This window comes from Mycobacterium decipiens, from assembly GCF_963853665.1.
GTDB lineage: Bacteria > Actinomycetota > Actinomycetes > Mycobacteriales > Mycobacteriaceae > Mycobacterium > Mycobacterium decipiens.
Map to the genome: position 1 here is coordinate 2,005,370 of NZ_OY970459.1, position 18,643 is coordinate 2,024,012.

The window sequence follows — 18,643 nt, forward strand, 5'->3', positions numbered from 1 at the left end:
CGCGATGGCCAACTGGCGTCGGCGCACTGCGCGGATCGCCGGCGTGCGGTGGGCATTGCGGTGCTCGGCCTTTGGCATGGTCATCGGTACGGCGGCGACGCTGGCCGCGTGTTCGGGGAGCGCCGCGGCGCAGATCGACTACGTGGTCGACGGCGCGCTGGTCACCTACAACACCAACACCGTCATCGGCGCCGCATCGGCCGGGGCGCAGGCTTTTGCCCGGACGCTCACCGGGTTCGGCTATCACGGCCCGGACGGGCAAGTGGTGGCCGACCACGACTTCGGAACGATCTCGGTGGTGGGCGGTTCGCCCTTGGTGCTCGATTATCAGATCGCCGACGACGCCGTCTATTCCGACGGAAGGCCGGTGACCTGCGACGACCTGGTGTTGGCCTGGGCGGCCCAATCCGGGCGTTTTCCCGGCTTCGACGCTGCCACCCAGGCCGGCTACGTCGACATCGCCAATATCGAGTGCACGTCGGGAGAGAAGAAGGCCCGGGTGTCGTTCATTCCGGATCGCAGTGTCGTCGACTACACCCAGCTGTTCGCCGCGACGTCGATGATGCCGTCGCATGTCATCGCCGACCAACTGGATATCGATGTGACCGCGGCGCTGCTGGCCAACGAGGCGCCACAGGTGGAACGGGTTGCTCGACTGTGGAATACCACGTGGGACCTGCGGCCGGGCCTCAAACCCGACGAAGTCCGCAAAAGCTTCCCGTCGTCAGGGCCCTACAAGATCGAATCCATCCTGGACGGTGGTGCCGTCGTGCTCGTCGCCAATGACCGTTGGTGGGGCACCCAGGCGGTCACGAAGCGGATCACCGTCTGGCCGCAGGGGGCCGACATCCAAGACCGGGTCAACAACCGCAGCGTCGACGTGGTCGACGTCGCGGCCGGTTCGTCGGGATCGCTGGTCACTCCGGACAACTACCAGCGCACCGATTACCCGTCGGCCGGGATCGAGCAGCTGATCTTCGGACCGCGCGGCCCACTCGCGCAAAGCCGCGCCCGCCGCGCGTTCGCACTGTGTACGCCGCGGGACGCGATTGCCCGGGACGCCGGGGTGCCGATCGCGAACTCGCGGCTCAGCCCAGTAATCGACGATTCCGTAACCGAGGCCGTCGGTGCCGCCGAGGCCCGTCGGTTCGACAGCGCGGATCCTGCCGCCGCTCACGATGCGCGCGATGGTGCGCCGCTGACCGTGCGGATCGGCTACGGGCGGCCCAACGCGAGGTTGGCGGCCACCGTCGGGACCATTGCTAACTCGTGCGCCTCGGCCGGGATCACCGTCTCTGATGTGGCGGTGGACACATCGGGACCGCAAGCGCTCCGGGACGGAAGGATCGACGTATTGTTGGCGAGCACCGGTGGAGCCACCGGTAGTGGATCGAGCGGGTCGTCTGCGATGGATGCCTACGACTTGCACAGCGGCAACGGAAACAATTTGTCGGGCTACGCAAATGCCCAGATCGACGGCGTTATCGGGGCGCTTGCGGTATCCGCCGACCCGGCCGAGCGTGTCAGGTTGCTCGGCGAGGCCGCGCCGGTACTCTGGGACGAGATGCCAACTTTGCCGTTGTACCGGCAGCAGCGCACGTTGTTGCTGTCGACGAAAATGTATGCGGTGAGCAGGAATCCGACGCGATGGGGTGCGGGTTGGAACATGGATCGATGGGCGCTACGGCGGTGACCGTCGCTAGCTCCCGGCCACGGGTGTGACGAAATATGGTGTTCAGCAATGGTTGTCCTCGGGCGAGCCATCGGCAGGTAATTGACAGGTTCCGGCGACGAAACGCTGATCAATCGGAGCGTATCGTCGCAGATGCTCCGTCCGGTCCAAGAGAGGATCTGTGCCATGGTTGAGTGGTCACGGCCTCTTGGGGAGGGGCGTCGTTGCGGCCCGCGGCGGGTGATCACGTGTTGAACGTGATCGCGACGGGGCTCTCCTTCAAGGCACGACGGAGGCGCCGCCGGGAGGTTAGGACCGATGACGGGCGGGTGTTGGCGTTCGGCGAGGCCTGTCCGAGCCCGGCCGCGCCCGTAGCCGACCTGGTCGAGTCGCTGACCCGCGACGTAGCCGACTTTCCGGTTCCGGGTGTCCAGTTCAAGGACCTCACCCCGCTATTCGCTGACCGGCGAGGGCTGGCCACGGTAACCGAAGCGCTGGCCGACCAGGTGTCCGGAGCTGACCTGGTGGCCGGCGTCGACGCCCGCGGGTTTCTGGTGGCAGCGGCCGTGGCTACCAGGCTCGGAGTCGGTGTGCTGGCCGTTCGCAAGGGCGGCAAGCTCCCGCAGCCGGTGTTCCGCGAGGACTATCACCGAGAGTACGGCGCCGCCACCCTGGAGATTCTCGCCGAGGGCATCGACATGGCGGGCCGCCGCATCGCGATCATCGATGACGTACTAGCAACCGGTGGCACCCTCGCCGCGGCGCAACGCCTGATTGAGCGCGGCGGCGCCACCGTGACCGGGGCGGCGGTGGTGGTCGAACTTGTGGAGTTGAGCGGTCGCGCGGCGCTCGCGCCTCTGCCAGTGCACAGCTTGAGCCGCCTGTGAGGGGATATCCTCTAGGTCGGAGGTGACGAACGTGGCCGAGGACCAGCTCACGGCGCAAGCTTCTGAGCCCCTGCCCTCGTCGCTGGTCCCCGACCCACCCGAGCCGCCGGTCGAGACCCTAAAGACGAGCAGCAGCGCGTCCCGTCGGGTGCGGGCCCGGTTGGCCCGGCGCATGACCGCCCAGCGCAGCACCATCAATCCGGTGCTCGAGCCGTTGGTGGCGGTGCATCGGGAGATCTATCCCAAGGCAAACCTTTCGATGCTGCAGCGAGCCTACGAGGTTGCCGACCAACGGCATGCCAGTCAGTTGCGCCAGTCCGGTGATCCGTACATCACTCACCCGCTGGCCGTTGCCAACATTCTGGCCGAGTTGGGCATGGACACCACCACCTTGGTGGCCGCGCTGCTGCACGACACCGTTGAGGACACCGGCTACACCCTCGACGCGCTGTCCGAGGAGTTCGGCGAAGAGGTGGGCCATCTCGTCGACGGGGTGACCAAGCTGGATCGGGTAGTCCTGGGTAGCGCCGCCGAGGGCGAGACTATCCGCAAGATGATCACGGCCATGGCCCGCGATCCGCGGGTGCTGGTGATCAAGGTGGCCGACCGGCTGCACAACATGCGCACCATGCGCTTCCTGCCGCCGGAGAAGCAGGCCCGCAAGGCGCGCGAGACGTTGGAAGTCATTGCCCCCCTAGCGCATCGGCTGGGCATGGCTAGCGTCAAATGGGAGTTGGAAGACCTGTCCTTCGCGATCCTGCACCCCAAGAAATACGAGGAGATCGTCCGGCTGGTCGCCGGCCGCGCACCGTCGCGGGACACCTACCTGACCAAGGTGCGGACCGAGATCGTCAACACATTGACCGCGTCGAAGATCAAGGCGACGGTGGAGGGCCGGCCCAAGCACTATTGGTCGATCTACCAGAAGATGATCGTCAAGGGCCGCGACTTCGACGACATCCACGACCTGGTCGGTATCCGCATCCTGTGCGACGAAATCCGGGATTGCTACGCCGCCGTCGGTGTGGTCCATTCGCTGTGGCAGCCGATGGCGGGACGGTTCAAGGACTACATTGCCCAGCCCAGATACGGCGTGTACCAGTCGCTGCACACCACCGTGGTCGGGCCCGAGGGCAAGCCGCTGGAAGTGCAGATCCGCACCCGGGATATGCACCGCACCGCCGAGTACGGCATCGCCGCGCACTGGCGCTACAAAGAGGCCAAGGGGCGCAACGGAGTGCTGCATCCGCACGCCGCCGCCGAGGTCGACGACATGGCCTGGATGCGTCAGCTGCTCGACTGGCAACGGGAGGCGGCCGACCCCGGCGAGTTCTTGGAATCCTTGCGCTACGACCTTGCGGTGCAAGAGCTTTTCGTGTTCACCCCGAAGGGTGACGTGATCACCCTGCCGACCGGTTCGACGCCGGTGGACTTCGCCTACGCGGTGCACACCGAGGTCGGCCACCGTTGCATCGGCGCCCGGGTGAACGGCCGGTTGGTAGCGCTGGAACGCAAGCTCGAGAACGGGGAAGTCGTAGAGGTCTTCACGTCCAAGGCGCCCAACGCGGGGCCGTCGCGGGACTGGCAGCAATTCGTGGTGTCGCCGCGCGCCAAGACGAAGATCCGGCAGTGGTTTGCCAAGGAACGCCGTGAGGAGGCGCTGGAGACCGGCAAGGAGGCGATGGCCCGGGAGGTACGCCGTGGCGGACTTCCGTTGCAGCGCTTGGTTAATGGCGAATCCATGGGAGCGGTGGCCCGCGAGTTGCACTACGCCGACGTGTCGGCGCTCTACACCGCGATCGGTGAGGGGCACGTCTCGGCCCGGCACGTCGTGCAGCGGCTCCTGGCCGAGCTCGGCGGTATCGACCAGGCCGAGGAGGAACTCGCCGAGCGGTCCACGCCAGCGACCATGCTGCGGCGTCCGCGCAGCACCGACGACGTCGGGGTCTCCGTCCCCGGCGCCCCGGGTGTGTTGACCAAGCTGGCCAAATGCTGCACGCCCGTGCCGGGAGACCAGATCATGGGGTTCGTCACCCGCGGCGGTGGGGTCAGCGTGCACCGCACCGACTGCACCAACGCCGCATCGCTGCAGCAGCAGGCCGAGCGCATCATCGAGGTGGTGTGGGCGCCATCGTCGTCGTCGGTGTTTTTGGTGGCGATTCAGGTCGAGGCGCTCGACCGGCACCGGCTGCTGTCGGATATCACCCGCGCGTTAGCCGACGAGAAGGTGAACATCCTGTCGGCGTCGGTCACCACGTCGGGCGACCGGGTGGCGATCAGCCGGTTCACCTTCGAGATGGGTGACCCCAAGCATCTCGGGCATCTGCTCAATGTCGTCCGGGCGGTGGAAGGCGTCTACGACGTCTACCGGGTGACGTCGGCCGCGTAGTAGTTCCACCGCGAGCAGACACAGAATCGCATTCCCGCAACCGATTTCGTGCGATTCCGCGTCTGCTCGGCGAGCCTTGCGTAACGACTCAGTCCAACAGCACCGACGTGATGATCACGTCGAGGGCGGGCTTGCCGTCCTCGCCGCCGCCGGCTACGCCGGCCTTGGCGATCTTGTCCAGGGTGGCCAGCCCGTCGGCCTGGATCGTGCCGAACACGGTGTACTGCGGTGGTAGCTGCGAGTCCCGGTAGACCATGAAGAACTGGCTGCTGTTGGTATTGGGCCCCGCGTTGGCCATTGCCAGTGTCCCGCGCGGATAGATAACCGGCTCGTTCAGCTTGGGGTCGTTCGGCGGGTATTGGTCGGTGGGGTACTCGTTGGCGAACTCGTAGCCCGGACCACCCGTGCCGTCGCCTTTCGGGTCGCCGCATTGCAGTACGCCCAGCATTGGCGAGGTAGTCAACCGGTGGCACTTGGTGTCTTTGAAGTACCCCTGCTGAGCGAGGCTGACGAAGCTGTTGACGGTGCACGGCGATTCGTTGTTGGCCAGCATCAGACCGACGTTGCCCTGGTTGGTCGCCATGCTGACGCTCACTTGGGCCGGGTCGGTCGGAACCTTGCCCGTCCTGGGCGGCTTGACCGGCTTGCCAGCCTTATCCGGCGAAGCCGGGTACTGGCAGTTGGCGCCCAGGTTGGCCGACGGCTTGAACGGCGGCAACGGGCCGACGGTACCCGTGTCCGGAGCCGCGCTGGTCGGGGCCGACTCGCTGGGGGTCGCCGATGCGGTGTTGCTCTTGTTGTCGTTGGTGGTGATCACGACGATCACCACAGCGGCGATCACCGCCACTGCGGCGATGGAGCCACCGACGACTAACAGGACCCGGCGCCGCCGGGCTTGCTTGGCGCGGCGCTCCAGCTGCCGTTCGAGCTTGCGCTTGGCTGTCGCACGTCGCTGTTGGTTGGTCGGCACGGCCGATATCCCTCCCTGGTCGTCCGGTGAGTCGGGCCGAGTGGCCAGCCCAGGCTAATCGGGGCGCCGCGTCCCGTGTCAAGCGGGCTAGGCCAGCCGGGTGGTCCGCATCGTTGCCAAAGCGCTGGGATGGGAAACTGGAAGCGTGTTGATCACCGGATTTCCTGCCGGGTTGCTGGCGTGCAACTGTTATGTGCTGGCCGAGCGACCCGGAACCGACGCCATCATCGTGGATCCAGGCCAGCGCGCAATGGGGCCGCTGCGGCGCATTCTCGACAAGAACCGGCTGACCCCGGCCGCGGTGTTGCTCACCCACGGGCACATCGACCACATCTGGTCTGCACAGAAGGTTTCCGACACCTTCGGCTGCCCCACCTACATCCATCCCGAGGACCGGTTCATGCTGACCGACCCGATCTACGGCCTGGGCCCGCGGATGGCGCAACTGGTAGCGGGTGCGTTCTTCCGCGAGCCCAAGCAGGTCATCGAGCTGGACGTCGACGGCGACAAGATCGACCTGGGCGGCATCTCCGTCAACGTCGAGCACACTCCCGGGCATACGCGCGGATCGGTTGTCTTCCGGGTCCTTCAGGCGGCCAAGAACGACAAGGACGTCGTGTTCACCGGTGACACGCTCTTCGAGCGCTCGATCGGTCGGAGCGACCTTTTCGGTGGCAGCGGGCGCGATCTGCTGCGCTCGATTGTCGACAAGTTGCTTGTGCTTGACGACACCACGGTGATTCTGCCCGGACACGGCAACTCCACCACCATCGGGGCCGAGCGTCGCTTCAATCCGTTCCTCGAGGGCCTGAGCCGGTGACGGAATTCTCGTCCCTCTCGGCCCCCAAAGGGGTACCGGACTACGTCCCGCCCGACTCGGCGCAGTTCGTCGCCGTGCGTGACGGGCTGCTGGCCGCGGCCCGCCGAGCCGGCTATAGCGATATCGAGCTGCCCATCTTCGAGGACACCGCGCTGTTCGCTCGGGGCGTGGGTGAGTCCACCGACGTGGTGGCCAAGGAAATGTACACGTTCGCCGACCGTGGTGACCGATCGGTGACGCTGCGGCCCGAGGGTACCGCCGGCGTGGTGCGCGCGGTGATCGAACACGGCCTGGACCGCGGCGCGCTGCCGGTGAAGCTGTGTTACTGCGGCCCCTTCTTCCGCTACGAGCGTCCCCAGGCCGGCCGGTATCGCCAGCTGCAGCAGGTCGGTGTCGAGGCGATAGGCGTCGACGACCCGGCGCTGGATGCCGAGGTGATCGCCATTGCCGACGCCGGCTTCCGTTCGCTGGGTCTCGATGGGTTCCGGCTGGAAATCACCTCCCTGGGCGACGAGAGCTGCCGTCCACAGTACCGGGAGTTGTTGCAGGAGTTCCTGTTTGGGCTCGATCTCGATGAGGACACTCGCCGGCGCGCCGAGCTCAATCCGTTGCGGGTGCTCGACGACAAGCGTCCCGCGGTGCGTGCGCTGACGGCCGACGCGCCGGTGCTGCTCGACCATCTCTCCGATGTCGCCAAGCAGCACTTCGACACCGTGCTGGCTCATTTGGACGCGCTCGGGGTGGCTTACGTCATCAACCCGCGCATGGTGCGCGGGTTGGACTACTACACCAAGACCACCTTCGAGTTCGTGCATGACGGGCTGGGCGCCCAATCCGGCATCGGCGGCGGCGGCCGCTACGACGGCCTGATGCGCCAGCTGGGCGGACAAGACTTATCCGGCATCGGGTTCGGGTTGGGCGTGGACCGGGCCTTGCTGGCGCTGCGCGCCGAGGGCAAGAACGTGGGGGAGACCACCCGGTGCGACGTGTTCGGTGTGCCGTTGAGCGAGGCCGCGAAGCTGCGGCTGGCGGTGTTCGCCGGGGAGCTGCGGGCTGCCGGTGTGCGGGTTGACCTGGCCTACGGTGACCGCGGGCTCAAGGGCGCGATGCGGGCCGCGGATCGATCGGGTGCCCGGCTGGCGCTGGTCGCTGGCGACCGCGATATCGAGGTGGGCACGGTGGGGGTGAAGAATCTCGCGACCGGCGAGCAAGCGTCGGTGCCGATGGCATCGGTCGTCGCCGAGGTGCTTTCGCGGCTGGGCCACTAGACCGCTGGTCATTGCCGACTGGATCGCAGCGCCGGAGTATGTGACGGCCGCGGCCAGCGAGCTGGCGCCAGAAGCGGGGCGCCGGCGCGACCGGAGGCCCTGGTGAAGCGGTGGCGCCGGTGTCCTCGGACAGCTTGGCGGCACTGGCGGCAAAGGCGGACAGATTCTCGGTCAGCCCGGGGCCGACGGGCCGGCGTAACGAAACCTTTGGGCCTGGGCCGCACGATCGCCCGCGTCGCGACCCTTGACTTCACTTCGAACTAGTGTTCGAATACGATTCATGCGCTGGGCATGCCAGGTCGTCGCGGTCAACGGGACGCCCGTCGACGACGGGGCGCTACCGGGGCTGCAGCGGATCGGCCTGGTGCGAAGTGTGCGGGTTCCGCATTTCGAGGGAATTACCTTTCACGAGGTGCTGTGCAAGTCCGCGCTGAACAAGGTGCCCAACGCGGCCGCATTGCCCTTTCGCTACACCGTCAACGGGTACCGCGGCTGTTCGCATGCCTGTCGCTATTGTTTCGCGCGCCCCACCCACGAATACCTGGACTTCAACTGCGGCACCGACTTCGACACCCAGGTGGTGGTGAAGACGAACGTCGCCGCCGTCCTGCACCGCGAGCTACACCGGGCCTCGTGGCGACGCGAGACCGTCGCACTGGGCACCAATACCGACCCCTACCAACGCGCGGAAGGCCGCTACGCACTGATGCCGGGCATCATCGGCGCCCTCGCCGGATCGGGCACGCCGCTGTCCATCCTGACCAAGGGCACCTTGCTGCGGCGCGACCTGCCCCTGATCGCCCACGCGGCCCAACAGGTGCCCGTGGCGGTGGCGGTGTCGTTGGCGGTGGCCGACCCGGAGCTGCACCGCGATGTCGAACCCGGCACGCCGACACCGCGGGCGCGGCTGGAACTCATCACCGCCATCCGCGACGCCGGCCTGGATTGTCACGTGATGGTCGCGCCGGTCTTGCCACACCTCACCGACTCGACCGAGCACCTCGACCGGCTGCTCGGCCAGATCGCCGCCGCCGGTGCTACCGCAGTGACGGTCTTCGGGCTGCATCTGCGGGGTTCGACGCGCGGCTGGTTCATGTCCTGGTTGGCCCGCGCGCATCCCGAACTGCTCGGCCGGTATCGCGAGTTGTATCGGCGCGGGGCATATCTACCGCCGAATTACCGCGAGATGCTGCGGGCACGGGCGGCCCCGCTGATCAGCAAGTATCGGCTGGGCGGTGATCGCCGTCGGTCCCCGCCGGTGACCGAAGCGACGATAGTGCCGGAATCGGCACAGCCGACATTGTTCTGAGCTATCCGCCGCGCGGTTTGGTCAGGGTGAACCGGTCCACCACACTGACCGCGCCGTACGGCCCGGTCACCGCGTAGTACGTCGCCTTGATCGATGTGTTGCCACCTGGTCGACCCGGGTCGACATCGAAAGCCACGAAGCCGTAAGGATTGTCGCGGTCGCGAAACGCCGACCACGGGGCATCCTCCAACACGTGTATCGACGGCTTGCGCCGGATCGCGGGATCGAACGCGCCAACTCCGGTTATCACCTGGCACCGAGGGGTCGGGAAAAGGAACCCGTTGGTCGGCCTGGATGTGCCGCCACCACCGATGACCAGGTGTACCGTTCCCTGGGTTGCATCGATGAGGTCGGCGCGGGTGTCCACCGGTGCCGGCGTTCGGGTATCGGTACCCAGTGCTCCGCGCAGCGGGTGTGACCGCTCGTAGTGGTGTTCATGACCGCACACCACTAGGTCGACCTCGTACTGGTCGAACAGTGGCAGCCATTCTTGCCGGATTCCGAGGTCGGCACCGTTGTTCTCATCGGCGGTGGAAATCGCCGTTTGATGCATGCAAATGACCACCCAGTCGACTGCTGGGTCGTGCCGGGCATCGGCGAGTTCGGCTTGCAGCCAACGCTTTTGTTCGCCGCCGGAGTAGCCGCGTACGTAGGAGTTGCCGGCGTCCTGGTAGCACACGTCATCGTTGTGCAGGCTGATCACCCGCACCGAGCCAGCGGTGAACGAGTACCACAGTCCGCGCAGCTGTGGACTGGATCCCGAATCGGGCACCGCAAAGTAGGTCTGATAGGCGCCGTAACCGATTGGCCCGTTACCCAATTCGTTTTCGTGATTGCCCGCCGCCGGCATCCAGGGCCGGTAACGCGCCGAGCGGGTGTTGTTGTCAAACCAATCCGACCAGGTGCGAATTCGGTCTCGTGCCAGGTTGGCGTAGCACAGGTCGCCGTTGATCAGGTTGAACAGCGGGGCAATACGCTCGATCGCGGTCGTGATATCGCCGGCGAAGGGTGACCCGATGTTGTCGCTGACGTACGTCCCGTCGGCCGGCCTGCCCAGCGCGGGCGTGGACTGGTCACCGAAACTCGTAAAGAGCAGCGGCTTCCGCCCCGATGGCGCGGTTCTTATCGTCCCGAGTTCCGGGTCCGTGCCGTCGTGTACCGCGGCGTACACGTAGTCGGTGTCGGGGAGCAGATTCGTCAGGTGGGCGTGGTTCACCCGAACCTCGGTGTTGGAATTCGCGTCTCGGTACGTCCGGGTCTCGGCCACCACGGTGCGGCCGAAGCCGGACGCCGGAGCGCCCAGCATGACGCGCGGATTTCCGACGGCCTGCGTCGTGTGCCATGACACCACCACCTCAGTGCTGGCGTTCTTGCCGAACTGCAGATGCAGACCGCCCACCGGCGCCGCGCCGCTCCGATCGGGCCGATTCCAGACGGTCGGACCGCGGCGGCGCGACGACAGTAGTGCGGCCCCGCCCGCGCCCATTCCGATACCGAGGACAGCCGAGGCCGCCCCCGTCGTCAGGAGCCTGCGGCGGCTGACACCTGCCGGGAGCGAATGCTCGTCGACGGGTTGCATCGGATCGTCGCTCACCCACGCTTGATACCCGGGCGGGATTACGGGTCGGTAAACATGCTGCCTAATGGCGGTGTGGCTCAAGCAATCCAGCCTGCCCGTAGTGCGGCGGTCGTGATGCCAGCCATTCCCGGGTGGCCTCCTGTGAACGCTCGATGAGGGTTGCCGCATGCGAGAAATCCGCTCCGGAAACGGCGACCGGACACAGCGGTCGGATGACGCGCAGATCGACCGTTGGCTCGAAGCGCTCCACGTCGACCGCGAGGCGATGGTTGAGGGCGACGGTCATCGCGTGCAGAACCATGTTGACCGCCGTCTTTGGTGCGGCGGGCAGGTCGCAGGAGTAGCCGGTCGGCAACACCCAGACTCGGTCGGCGCCTAGCGCGACGGCATGGGACACCGGGGTGTTGTTCACCACACCGCCGTCCATCAGGTAGCGCCCGTTGACGTTCACCGGCGGGAATACGCCCGGGATGGCAGTGCTGGCCGCGATCGCGTCGACGGCGTCACCCGAGGAGAGTAGAACGTCGGTGCCCGAGACCACGTCGGTAGCCACTACGTGCAGTGGGATCGGCGCATCCTCGAGTCGGGTGAATTCCAGTTTGTCGGCCAGAAGTCGCCGCAAACCACCGTTGGGTACCAGGTGCGATCGGCGACCAAGCATGCCCAGGGTCCCGGCGATCGGATGGGCGGGGAATATGTCTTTGCGTGACAGTGACATCCACAGGTCGGCCAGTCCGCGAATTCCGGCGGTGTCCGGCCGCGCCGCGATCCACCCGCCGTTGACCGCGCCGACGGACGTGCCGACGATCAGGTCGGGCATGGCCCCTTCGTCGGCCAACGCAAGCAGCATCCCCACCTGGATTGCGCCGAGGCTTGCGCCGCCGGACAACACGAATGCTGTAGGCACACCTGCATAGTATGGAAATTTGCCGGCTAGGCTGCGCATTCGGCAGACATCTCGATCGGTTTGTCGGTAACGAATCCGGTAGCGTTTTCGATATGCCGAACGTGCGAATGGCGACGAACGTGGTCGCGGTAGCGACGTTTGTGGGAGCGGCCCTGGGCGGGGCTACGCCGGTGATCGCACACGCGGATCCAGCCGGGCATCAAGTGACCTACACCGTCACGACCACCAGTGACTTGACCGCCAACATTCGGTACATGAACACCGATCCGCCTAGCATGGCGGCCTTCAATGCCGATTCGTCGAAGTACATGATCACCGTGCACACCCCGATCACCGGTGGGCAGCCGCTGGTCTACACGACCACGCTGGCTGACCCCAACCAGTGGGCGATCGTCACCGCCAGTGGTGGGCTGCGGGTCAATCCGGAGTTCCACTGCGAGATCGCGGTGGACGGCCGGGTGGTGGTGTCGCAGAGCGGCGGCAGCGGCGTGCAATGCGCGACACGCCCCTGGTAGCGCAAGCCCGACCTGTCCAGCCTCGACGGCACGAATCAAACCGCTGCTGATGTCGGCGGTCCCTACCGTGATCGGGTGGTGAAGACGCAGATCATCGCTGGAGCTGCTGACGAGGGACTACCCCAGGTCGGCGGTGGAGAAGGTGTCGCAGATGTTCGGGTCGCCAGTTTGATACCCGACGGTGAACCACTTCTGCCGTTGCGCCGCCGAACCGTGGGTCCAGGTCTCGGGGTTGGTGCGTCCGGTCGTCTGCCGCTGAATGCGATCGTCACCCACCGACGCCGCCGCCGAAAGGGCGTCTTGAATATCCTTGTCGCTCAACGGCTCCAGGTAAGGCACACCGGTGCTTTCCTGCTTGACGGTGGACGCGTAGTGTGCCCACACCCCGGCATAGCAGTCGGCCTGCAACTCCGTGCGTACGCCGCTGCCCGCCGCGCCTTGGGCACCCTGCTGGGCACGGCCGAGCACCCCCATCAGGTTCTGCACGTGATGGCCGTATTCATGGGCCACCACATACTCTTCCGCGAATGGGCCACCGCTGGAACCGAATTGGGTGACCAGCACCTGGAAGAAGTCGGTGTCGAAGTAGGCCGTCTTGTCCACCGGGCAGTAGAACGGCCCGACGTCGCTGCTGGCCGGTCCGCATCCGGTGCCCACCTGGCCGCTGAACAGCCGCATACGGGGGCGGGTGTAGCCGGACAGCAGCTGCTTCCATACCGCGTCCACAGAGTTACCGGTGGCCACCACCCGGCACTGCACGAACCTGTTGGCGTCGGCCCCGGTTCGGCACTGGCTCAGGTCGAAGCCCGGCGCTACGTCGTCGCGGATGTCGACCGGTTGCTGGCTCACCACGCCACCGGGATCCACACCCAGCAGCAACGCGACCACCACCACCAACAACCCGCCGAGACCGCCGCCGATGGCCAAGCCCCGGCCGCCACCGCCACCCGACGTCGACGTGGTGCTGGTGTCGATTTGCATACCCTCGTTGAAGGTCATCGCACCCTCCCGAAATCTGACCGGGCAACCCGGGCCGATCCAGCCTAACCCTGCTGTGCAGCGGCGAACCGGGCATCGGTATACCTGCGCAGATTGGTCAGAAACCGGCGCAGGGCCAGGTTCAGCAGGGGCCGAAACACCAACATCGCCAATCGCGCCGCGCCGGCGGGCTTTTGCGCCATGGTCCAGGTCAGCCGGCAACCACCGGGGATGACCTCGACTCGGTAGTCTTCGGCGAACGCGGCGACGGCTCGCGTTGAGCACTCATTGAACCGAAATGCCATGTGGGTAAACGGTTCCCACGAAAGGAACTCCTCGTCGCCGACGATGCCCCCGCGCATCTCGACGATGCGGGTGGTACCGACACCGCGCGGTTGGGGACTGGTCCAGGTCACCTTGGTGATCACCGTGGCCCAGCGCGGCCAGGACTCGGCGTCGGCAAGCACCTCGAACAGCTGCTCGGGCGTGATGGCGAGGTCGACGGTATTGCGGAACAGGTAGGGCGCGGTCTCGATGAAGCTCAGGTCCACGCGCTCGCACGGGAACATAAACCTAGACCTTAGCCACACCGCCTACCCTGGCCCGTCGCTGGTCGCGGCGAGCAACGGCACCACCACGTCGCTGATCGGCGTCGCCAGGCCGTGGGCGCGTGCCTTGCGGACGATCACCGCGTTGCGAATGTCCCATTCCAGCCGCCGGCGGCTTTCCCGGTCGGCCAGCATCGAGGTGCTCATGTCGTCCGGCGCGGAGCGGAAGAGGTCGACCAGCTGGCTGACGACGTCGTCAGCCAGCTGGGCGCCCTCGGCGCGCGCCACCGCCAGGCATTCGGCGACATAGCGGCGCGAGAGCGCCGCCACGTCGTCGCGGCGAAACATTGCGGACCGCCGTCCGGACAGAGCCATGAAACCGGCCAGCGCGTTGACCAGCAGTTTGCGCCAGGCCGCGGTGGTGAAGTCGGGGTCGCAATCCACCCTGGCGCCGGCGCCGCGCAGCAGGTCGGCGAACTGCTCCGCCGCGGGCCCGGTTGGGACCACCAGTGCGGCCTCACCGCGCAACCGCACCCACCCGGCAGGCTGGGTCTCGGCGGAAAACCAAACGATCCCGGGGACCACGGCCGAGGACGGACAGTAGGGCTGCACCTGCTCGACCTGTTCCACACCGTTCTGCAGGACGACTACCACGGTGTGTTCGTCGCACAGGCGCGCCAGCCAGCCACCCGCGGCCTCGTTCTGGGTGGCCTTGACCGCCAGGATCAGCACATCGACCGGGCCCCAATCGATGTTCTGCCCAGGATCGGTGTGCACCGGACCGGGCACCACGATGGGGTCGGCGCCGTCGGGCCGAAGCTCGATCCCGGCACGCGGAGTGTGGCCGCACAGCAGCGGCGAATACCCGGCCTTGTGTAACAGCGCGGCGACCGTGGTCCCGACGGCACCGGGTCCGACTAGCGCGATGGTGGTTGAGATGACCTCGAAACTACCCCTTTAGACTGAGCAGTCGGTCAAACCTGGTGAAGGGAAGTTTTTGTGCTGCGCAACCACGCCGCTGGTTCGCTACGGGATCGCGACGCCGGGCAGCGGGTGGCGTTGGCCGGTTGGGTGGCCCGCCGCCGCGACCATGGCGGGGTCATCTTCATCGACCTGCGCGACGCTTCCGGCATTGCCCAGGTGGTGTTCCGGGCCTCCGACGTGCTGGCACAGGCGCACCGGCTGCGCGCCGAGTTCTGCATCGCGGTGACCGGCGTCGTCGAGGCCCGCCCGGTTGGCAACGCCAACCCGGAGATCGCCACCGGCGACATTGAGGTCAACGCCACGTCGCTGAGGGTGCTGGGCGAATCCGCGCCGCTGCCGTTTCAGCTGGACGAACCAGCGGGTGAGGAGTTGCGGTTGAAGTACCGTTACCTCGACCTGCGCCGCGACGCCCCCGGCGCGGCAATTCGATTGCGTTCCAAGGTGAATGCCGCCGCACGAGCGGTGCTGGCGCGTCACGATTTCGTCGAGATCGAAACGCCGACGATCACCCGCTCGACGCCGGAGGGGGCGCGCGACTTCCTGGTGCCGGCCCGGCTGCATCCCGGTTCGTTCTATGCCCTGCCGCAAAGCCCGCAGCTGTTCAAGCAGCTGCTGATGGTGGCCGGGATGGAGCGCTACTACCAGATCGCCCGCTGCTACCGCGACGAGGACTTCCGCGCCGACCGGCAGCCCGAATTCACCCAGCTCGATATGGAGATGAGCTTCGTCGACGCCGAGGACATCATCGCGATCTCCGAGGAGATTTTGACCGAGTTGTGGGCGCTGATCGGCTACCGGATTCCGACGCCGATCCCGCGGATCAGCTATGCGGAAGCCATGCGCCGATTCGGTTCGGACAAACCCGACTTGCGGTTCGGCCTGGAGCTCGTTGAATGCACAGAGTTCTTCTCCGACACTACATTTCGCGTCTTCCAGGCACCGTATGTGGGCGCGGTCGTGATGCCCGGCGGGGCCGCTCAGCCGCGGCGCACGCTGGACGGCTGGCAGGACTGGGCCAAGCAGCGCGGACACCGCGGACTGGCCTACGTACTGGTCGGCGAAGACGGCACCCTGGGCGGCCCGGTGGCCAAGAACCTGTCCGAGGCCGAGCGCGGCGGCCTGGCCGCGCATGTCTGGGCCAAACCCGGCGACTGCATCTTCTTCTCGGCCGGCCCGGTGAAATCGTCGCGGGCCCTGCTGGGTGCGGCCCGGATCGAGATCGCTGGCCGCCTGGGCCTGATCGACCCGGACGCGTGGGCATTCGTCTGGGTGGTCGACCCGCCGCTGTTCGAGCCGGCCGACGAGGCGACCGCCGCCGGTGACGTCGCGGTGGGTTCGGGGGCGTGGACAGCGGTGCACCACGCCTTCACCGCGCCAAAACCGGAGTGGGAGGAGCGCATCGAATCCGATACCGGCAGCGTGCTGGCCGACGCCTACGACATTGTCTGCAACGGCCACGAGATCGGCGGCGGCTCCGTTCGTATCCACCGGCGCGACATCCAGGAACGGGTGTTCGCGGTGATGGGCTTGGACAAGGCGGAGGCGGAAGAGAAATTCGGTTTCCTGTTGGAGGCGTTCATGTTCGGCGCACCGCCGCACGGCGGCATCGCGTTCGGCTGGGACCGGACCACCGCACTGCTGGCCGGGATGGACTCGATCCGCGAGGTGATCGCGTTCCCGAAGACCGGTGGCGGCGTCGACCCGCTCACCGACGCACCGGCGCCGATCACCGCCCAGCAGCGCAAGGAGTCCGGAATAGACGCCAAGCCCAAACAGGTTGAGCAGGCATGACCCAACAGATGCCGGACCGCGAAACGATCAAGGCGTTCAACGACGCCATCATCGACGAATTTCGAGCCAACGATGGCTTGGTCGGGGGCCAGTTCGCCAATGCCGATCTGCTGCTGCTCACCACGACCGGCGCCAAGTCCGGCCAACCGCGGGTGGCGCCGCTGGCCTACCTGCGCATCGACGGCAGGATAATCATCGTCGGATCCTTCGCCGGCTCCGACCGCGACCCGGCCTGGGTGGGTAATCTCCGGGCCAATCCGCGGGCACACGTCGAGGCCGGTACCGACGCGTTCGACGTCACCGCGCGTGAGTTACCGACCGCGGAGCGCGACGAGATCTTTCCGAAGGTCACCGCCGCCGCACCCGGATACGCCGACTATCAGGCGAAGACCAACCGGGTGATTCCATTGTTCGAACTGCACCGCGCCTAACTGCTCAGCAGTCTGCGGCACAACCGGGCGCGCCAGCGCGGTAGCGATGAGGTTCTCGCGTTTGAGTAAATGGGCGTCATGAGCACTTCGCTGCTGGCCAGGACGGCCTACGGTAGCCTCGCGACCGTCCAACGGTTGCTCGCCGTGTTGTGGCCGATCACCCAGACATCGCTCGCCGCCGGTCTCGCGTGGTACCTCACCCACGACGTGCTCGACCATCCACAGCCCTTCTTCGCGCCGATTTCGGCTGTCGTGTGCATGTCGGCGACCAACGTGCTGCGCGCGCGACGCGCCGCACAAATGATCGTCGGGGTGGCGCTGGGGATCGTGCTGGGCGCCGGTGTGCACGGCCTGCTCGGTTCCGGACCGATCGCCATGGGTGTGGCGGTGTTCATTGCGCTCTCGGTTGCGGTGCTGTGCGCCCGCGGTTTCATCGCCCAGAGCTTGATGTTCATCAACCAGACCGCCGTCTCCGCGGTGCTGGTCTTGGTCTTCGCGTCCACCGGCGGGGTGGTCGCCGAACGCCTCTTCGACGCGTTGATCGGTGGCGGTCTGGCGCTGGTGTTCAGCATTCTGCTCTTCCCTGCCGACCCGGTGGTGATGATCTGCAGCGCGCGTGCCGACGTGTTGGCCGCCGTGCACGACACCCTCTCCGAGCTGGCAAACCTGGTAACCGATCCCCGCAATACCCCTCCCGACTGGCCGATGGCGGTCGTTGACCGACTGCATCAGCACCTCGGCGGGCTCATCGAGGTTCGCGCCAGCGCTGCCCTGGTGGCGCGGCGGGCACCCCGCCGATGGGGGGTGCGGGGCATCATCGGCGACATCGATCAGCAGGCCGCGTACTTGGGCCTGCTGGTCAGCTCCGTGTTGCATCTGGCCCGCACCATTACCGGGCCCGGTAGCGACGAGCCCCCAGAGGCCGTGCACGCCGCGCTCGCCGACCTGGCGGCGGGAACCGGCCTCGCCGACGCGGATCCCGCGGCAGCGACCGCACACACCGCCGCCGCCCGCCGCAGCGGGTCCGCGCTTCAGGCCGCCGCCCGCGACCGGGACGAGGTGGTGCGCGCCGACGTCGTCCAAGCGTGCGTGGACGACCTTCAGCGGGTAATCGAACGTCGCGGCCCGTCGGGCAAATCAGGGTGAATTGGCCAGAAACTCCTGGACCAGCCGCTTCGGCGCCTGCGTCAGCCAGGCCTCGGTGACCAACTCCTCGAGGTCGCGGACCTCGATCTCGGCCAGCCTGACCAGCACCGCCGGATAGCCGTCGAAATGCGGGGTGGTGAAGTACACGTCCGGCTCCTCGGCGATCAACGCGAACTTGACCCCCTCGTCGGACACCCGCACGCCGAGGATGTCGCCGGACGGCGGCTCCGATCCCGCCCTAGCCAGAGCTTGGCGGTCGGACTTGCGCAGCGGCCGCTCCCACGCCATCAGCTTCTTGCCGACCCGCCAGTCGTGCGGTGTCCGCTGCGTGATGAGCGGCAGCCCATCCACGATGCGAGCGACGTCGTTCCAGGTGGCCACGCTTTAATTGTGCTCCGGCTATGGTGCGCTTGGTGCCACATTGGTGGACGATCGAGGCGGATGTCGAG

General features: G+C 66.8%; 17 protein-coding genes. 10 read left to right on the forward strand and 7 right to left on the reverse strand.

Annotation, left to right across the window (positions count from 1 at the left end):
• Positions 1–4: 4 nt before the first annotated feature.
• The 3 genes from AADZ55_RS09190 (at position 5) to AADZ55_RS09200 (ending at position 4,948) form a co-directional block, all read left to right on the forward strand.
• The gene (locus AADZ55_RS09190) at positions 5–1,693 is read left to right on the forward strand and encodes an ABC transporter substrate-binding protein (RefSeq protein WP_085327187.1); all 1,689 of its coding nucleotides are present in this window, start codon (positions 5–7) and stop codon (positions 1,691–1,693) included.
• A 203-nt stretch (positions 1,694–1,896) separates the two neighbouring features.
• The gene (locus tag AADZ55_RS09195; RefSeq protein WP_085327188.1) at positions 1,897–2,559 is read left to right on the forward strand and encodes an adenine phosphoribosyltransferase; all 663 of its coding nucleotides are present in this window, start codon (positions 1,897–1,899) and stop codon (positions 2,557–2,559) included.
• Positions 2,560–2,590: 31 nt separating this feature from the next.
• Positions 2,591–4,948 carry a RelA/SpoT family protein gene (locus AADZ55_RS09200; protein WP_085327204.1) on the forward strand — a complete coding sequence of 786 codons (2,358 nt, stop codon included), beginning with the start codon at positions 2,591–2,593 and terminating at the stop codon, positions 4,946–4,948.
• An 88-nt stretch (positions 4,949–5,036) separates the two neighbouring features.
• Here the strand turns inward: AADZ55_RS09200 and AADZ55_RS09205 are convergent, their stop codons facing one another.
• Positions 5,037–5,918: a peptidylprolyl isomerase gene (locus tag AADZ55_RS09205; protein ID WP_085327189.1), complete on the reverse strand. Its 882-nt coding sequence runs from the start codon at positions 5,916–5,918 to the stop codon at positions 5,037–5,039.
• A gap of 145 nt (positions 5,919–6,063) precedes the next feature.
• Here AADZ55_RS09205 and AADZ55_RS09210 point away from each other — a divergent pair, with 145 nt between their 5' ends.
• From AADZ55_RS09210 to AADZ55_RS09220, 3 genes are all read left to right on the forward strand, one after another.
• Positions 6,064–6,738 (forward strand): MBL fold metallo-hydrolase, encoded by a 675-nt coding sequence (locus AADZ55_RS09210; protein WP_085327205.1) that lies wholly within the window; start codon positions 6,064–6,066, stop codon positions 6,736–6,738.
• Positions 6,735–8,006, forward strand: a complete 1,272-nt coding sequence (hisS, locus tag AADZ55_RS09215) for a histidine--tRNA ligase (protein ID WP_085327190.1) — start codon at positions 6,735–6,737, stop codon at positions 8,004–8,006. The genes AADZ55_RS09210 and hisS overlap by 4 nt, the downstream gene beginning before the upstream one ends.
• Positions 8,007–8,286: 280 nt before the next feature.
• On the forward strand, positions 8,287–9,315 hold the full coding sequence (locus AADZ55_RS09220; protein WP_085327191.1) for an Rv2578c family radical SAM protein: 1,029 nt from the start codon (positions 8,287–8,289) through the stop codon (positions 9,313–9,315).
• A 1-nt stretch (position 9,316) separates the two neighbouring features.
• On the opposite strand, the gene AADZ55_RS09225 is transcribed toward AADZ55_RS09220, so the two are convergent.
• Positions 9,317–10,894: a purple acid phosphatase family protein gene (locus AADZ55_RS09225; RefSeq protein WP_085327206.1), complete on the reverse strand. Its 1,578-nt coding sequence runs from the start codon at positions 10,892–10,894 to the stop codon at positions 9,317–9,319.
• A 61-nt stretch (positions 10,895–10,955) separates the two neighbouring features.
• Positions 10,956–11,801, reverse strand: coding sequence for a patatin-like phospholipase family protein (locus AADZ55_RS09230; protein WP_165759450.1), 846 nt, complete (start codon positions 11,799–11,801; stop codon positions 10,956–10,958).
• 11 nt (positions 11,802–11,812) lie between these two features.
• Here AADZ55_RS09230 and AADZ55_RS09235 point away from each other — a divergent pair, with 11 nt between their 5' ends.
• Positions 11,813–12,316, forward strand: coding sequence for a hypothetical protein (locus AADZ55_RS09235; RefSeq protein ID WP_119185083.1), 504 nt, complete (start codon positions 11,813–11,815; stop codon positions 12,314–12,316).
• A gap of 117 nt (positions 12,317–12,433) precedes the next feature.
• Here AADZ55_RS09235 and ypfJ read toward each other — a convergent pair whose 3' ends face one another.
• From ypfJ to AADZ55_RS09250, 3 genes are read right to left on the reverse strand one after another with little or no spacing between them, the layout of a single operon-like run.
• Entirely contained in the window at positions 12,434–13,315 is an 882-nt protein-coding gene (gene ypfJ / locus AADZ55_RS09240; RefSeq protein ID WP_085327193.1) for a KPN_02809 family neutral zinc metallopeptidase, read from the reverse strand.
• Positions 13,316–13,359: 44 nt separating this feature from the next.
• Positions 13,360–13,863 carry an SRPBCC family protein gene (locus tag AADZ55_RS09245; protein ID WP_085327194.1) on the reverse strand — a complete coding sequence of 168 codons (504 nt, stop codon included), beginning with the start codon at positions 13,861–13,863 and terminating at the stop codon, positions 13,360–13,362.
• Between the two features lie 24 nt (positions 13,864–13,887).
• The gene (locus AADZ55_RS09250; protein ID WP_207569163.1) at positions 13,888–14,781 is read right to left on the reverse strand and encodes an oxidoreductase; all 894 of its coding nucleotides are present in this window, start codon (positions 14,779–14,781) and stop codon (positions 13,888–13,890) included.
• Positions 14,782–14,841: 60 nt separating this feature from the next.
• Here AADZ55_RS09250 and aspS point away from each other — a divergent pair, with 60 nt between their 5' ends.
• From aspS to AADZ55_RS09265, 3 genes are all read left to right on the forward strand, one after another.
• Positions 14,842–16,617 carry an aspartate--tRNA ligase gene (gene aspS, locus AADZ55_RS09255; RefSeq protein WP_085327196.1) on the forward strand — a complete coding sequence of 592 codons (1,776 nt, stop codon included), beginning with the start codon at positions 14,842–14,844 and terminating at the stop codon, positions 16,615–16,617.
• Positions 16,614–17,048, forward strand: a complete 435-nt coding sequence (locus AADZ55_RS09260; protein WP_085327197.1) for a nitroreductase family deazaflavin-dependent oxidoreductase — start codon at positions 16,614–16,616, stop codon at positions 17,046–17,048. The genes aspS and AADZ55_RS09260 overlap by 4 nt, the downstream gene beginning before the upstream one ends.
• Positions 17,049–17,126: 78 nt before the next feature.
• Entirely contained in the window at positions 17,127–18,194 is a 1,068-nt protein-coding gene (locus AADZ55_RS09265) for an FUSC family protein (protein WP_085327208.1), read from the forward strand.
• Here the strand turns inward: AADZ55_RS09265 and AADZ55_RS09270 are convergent.
• On the reverse strand, positions 18,186–18,575 hold the full coding sequence (locus AADZ55_RS09270; RefSeq protein WP_085327198.1) for an MmcQ/YjbR family DNA-binding protein: 390 nt from the start codon (positions 18,573–18,575) through the stop codon (positions 18,186–18,188). The genes AADZ55_RS09265 and AADZ55_RS09270 overlap by 9 nt on opposite strands.
• Positions 18,576–18,643: the final 68 nt, after the last annotated feature.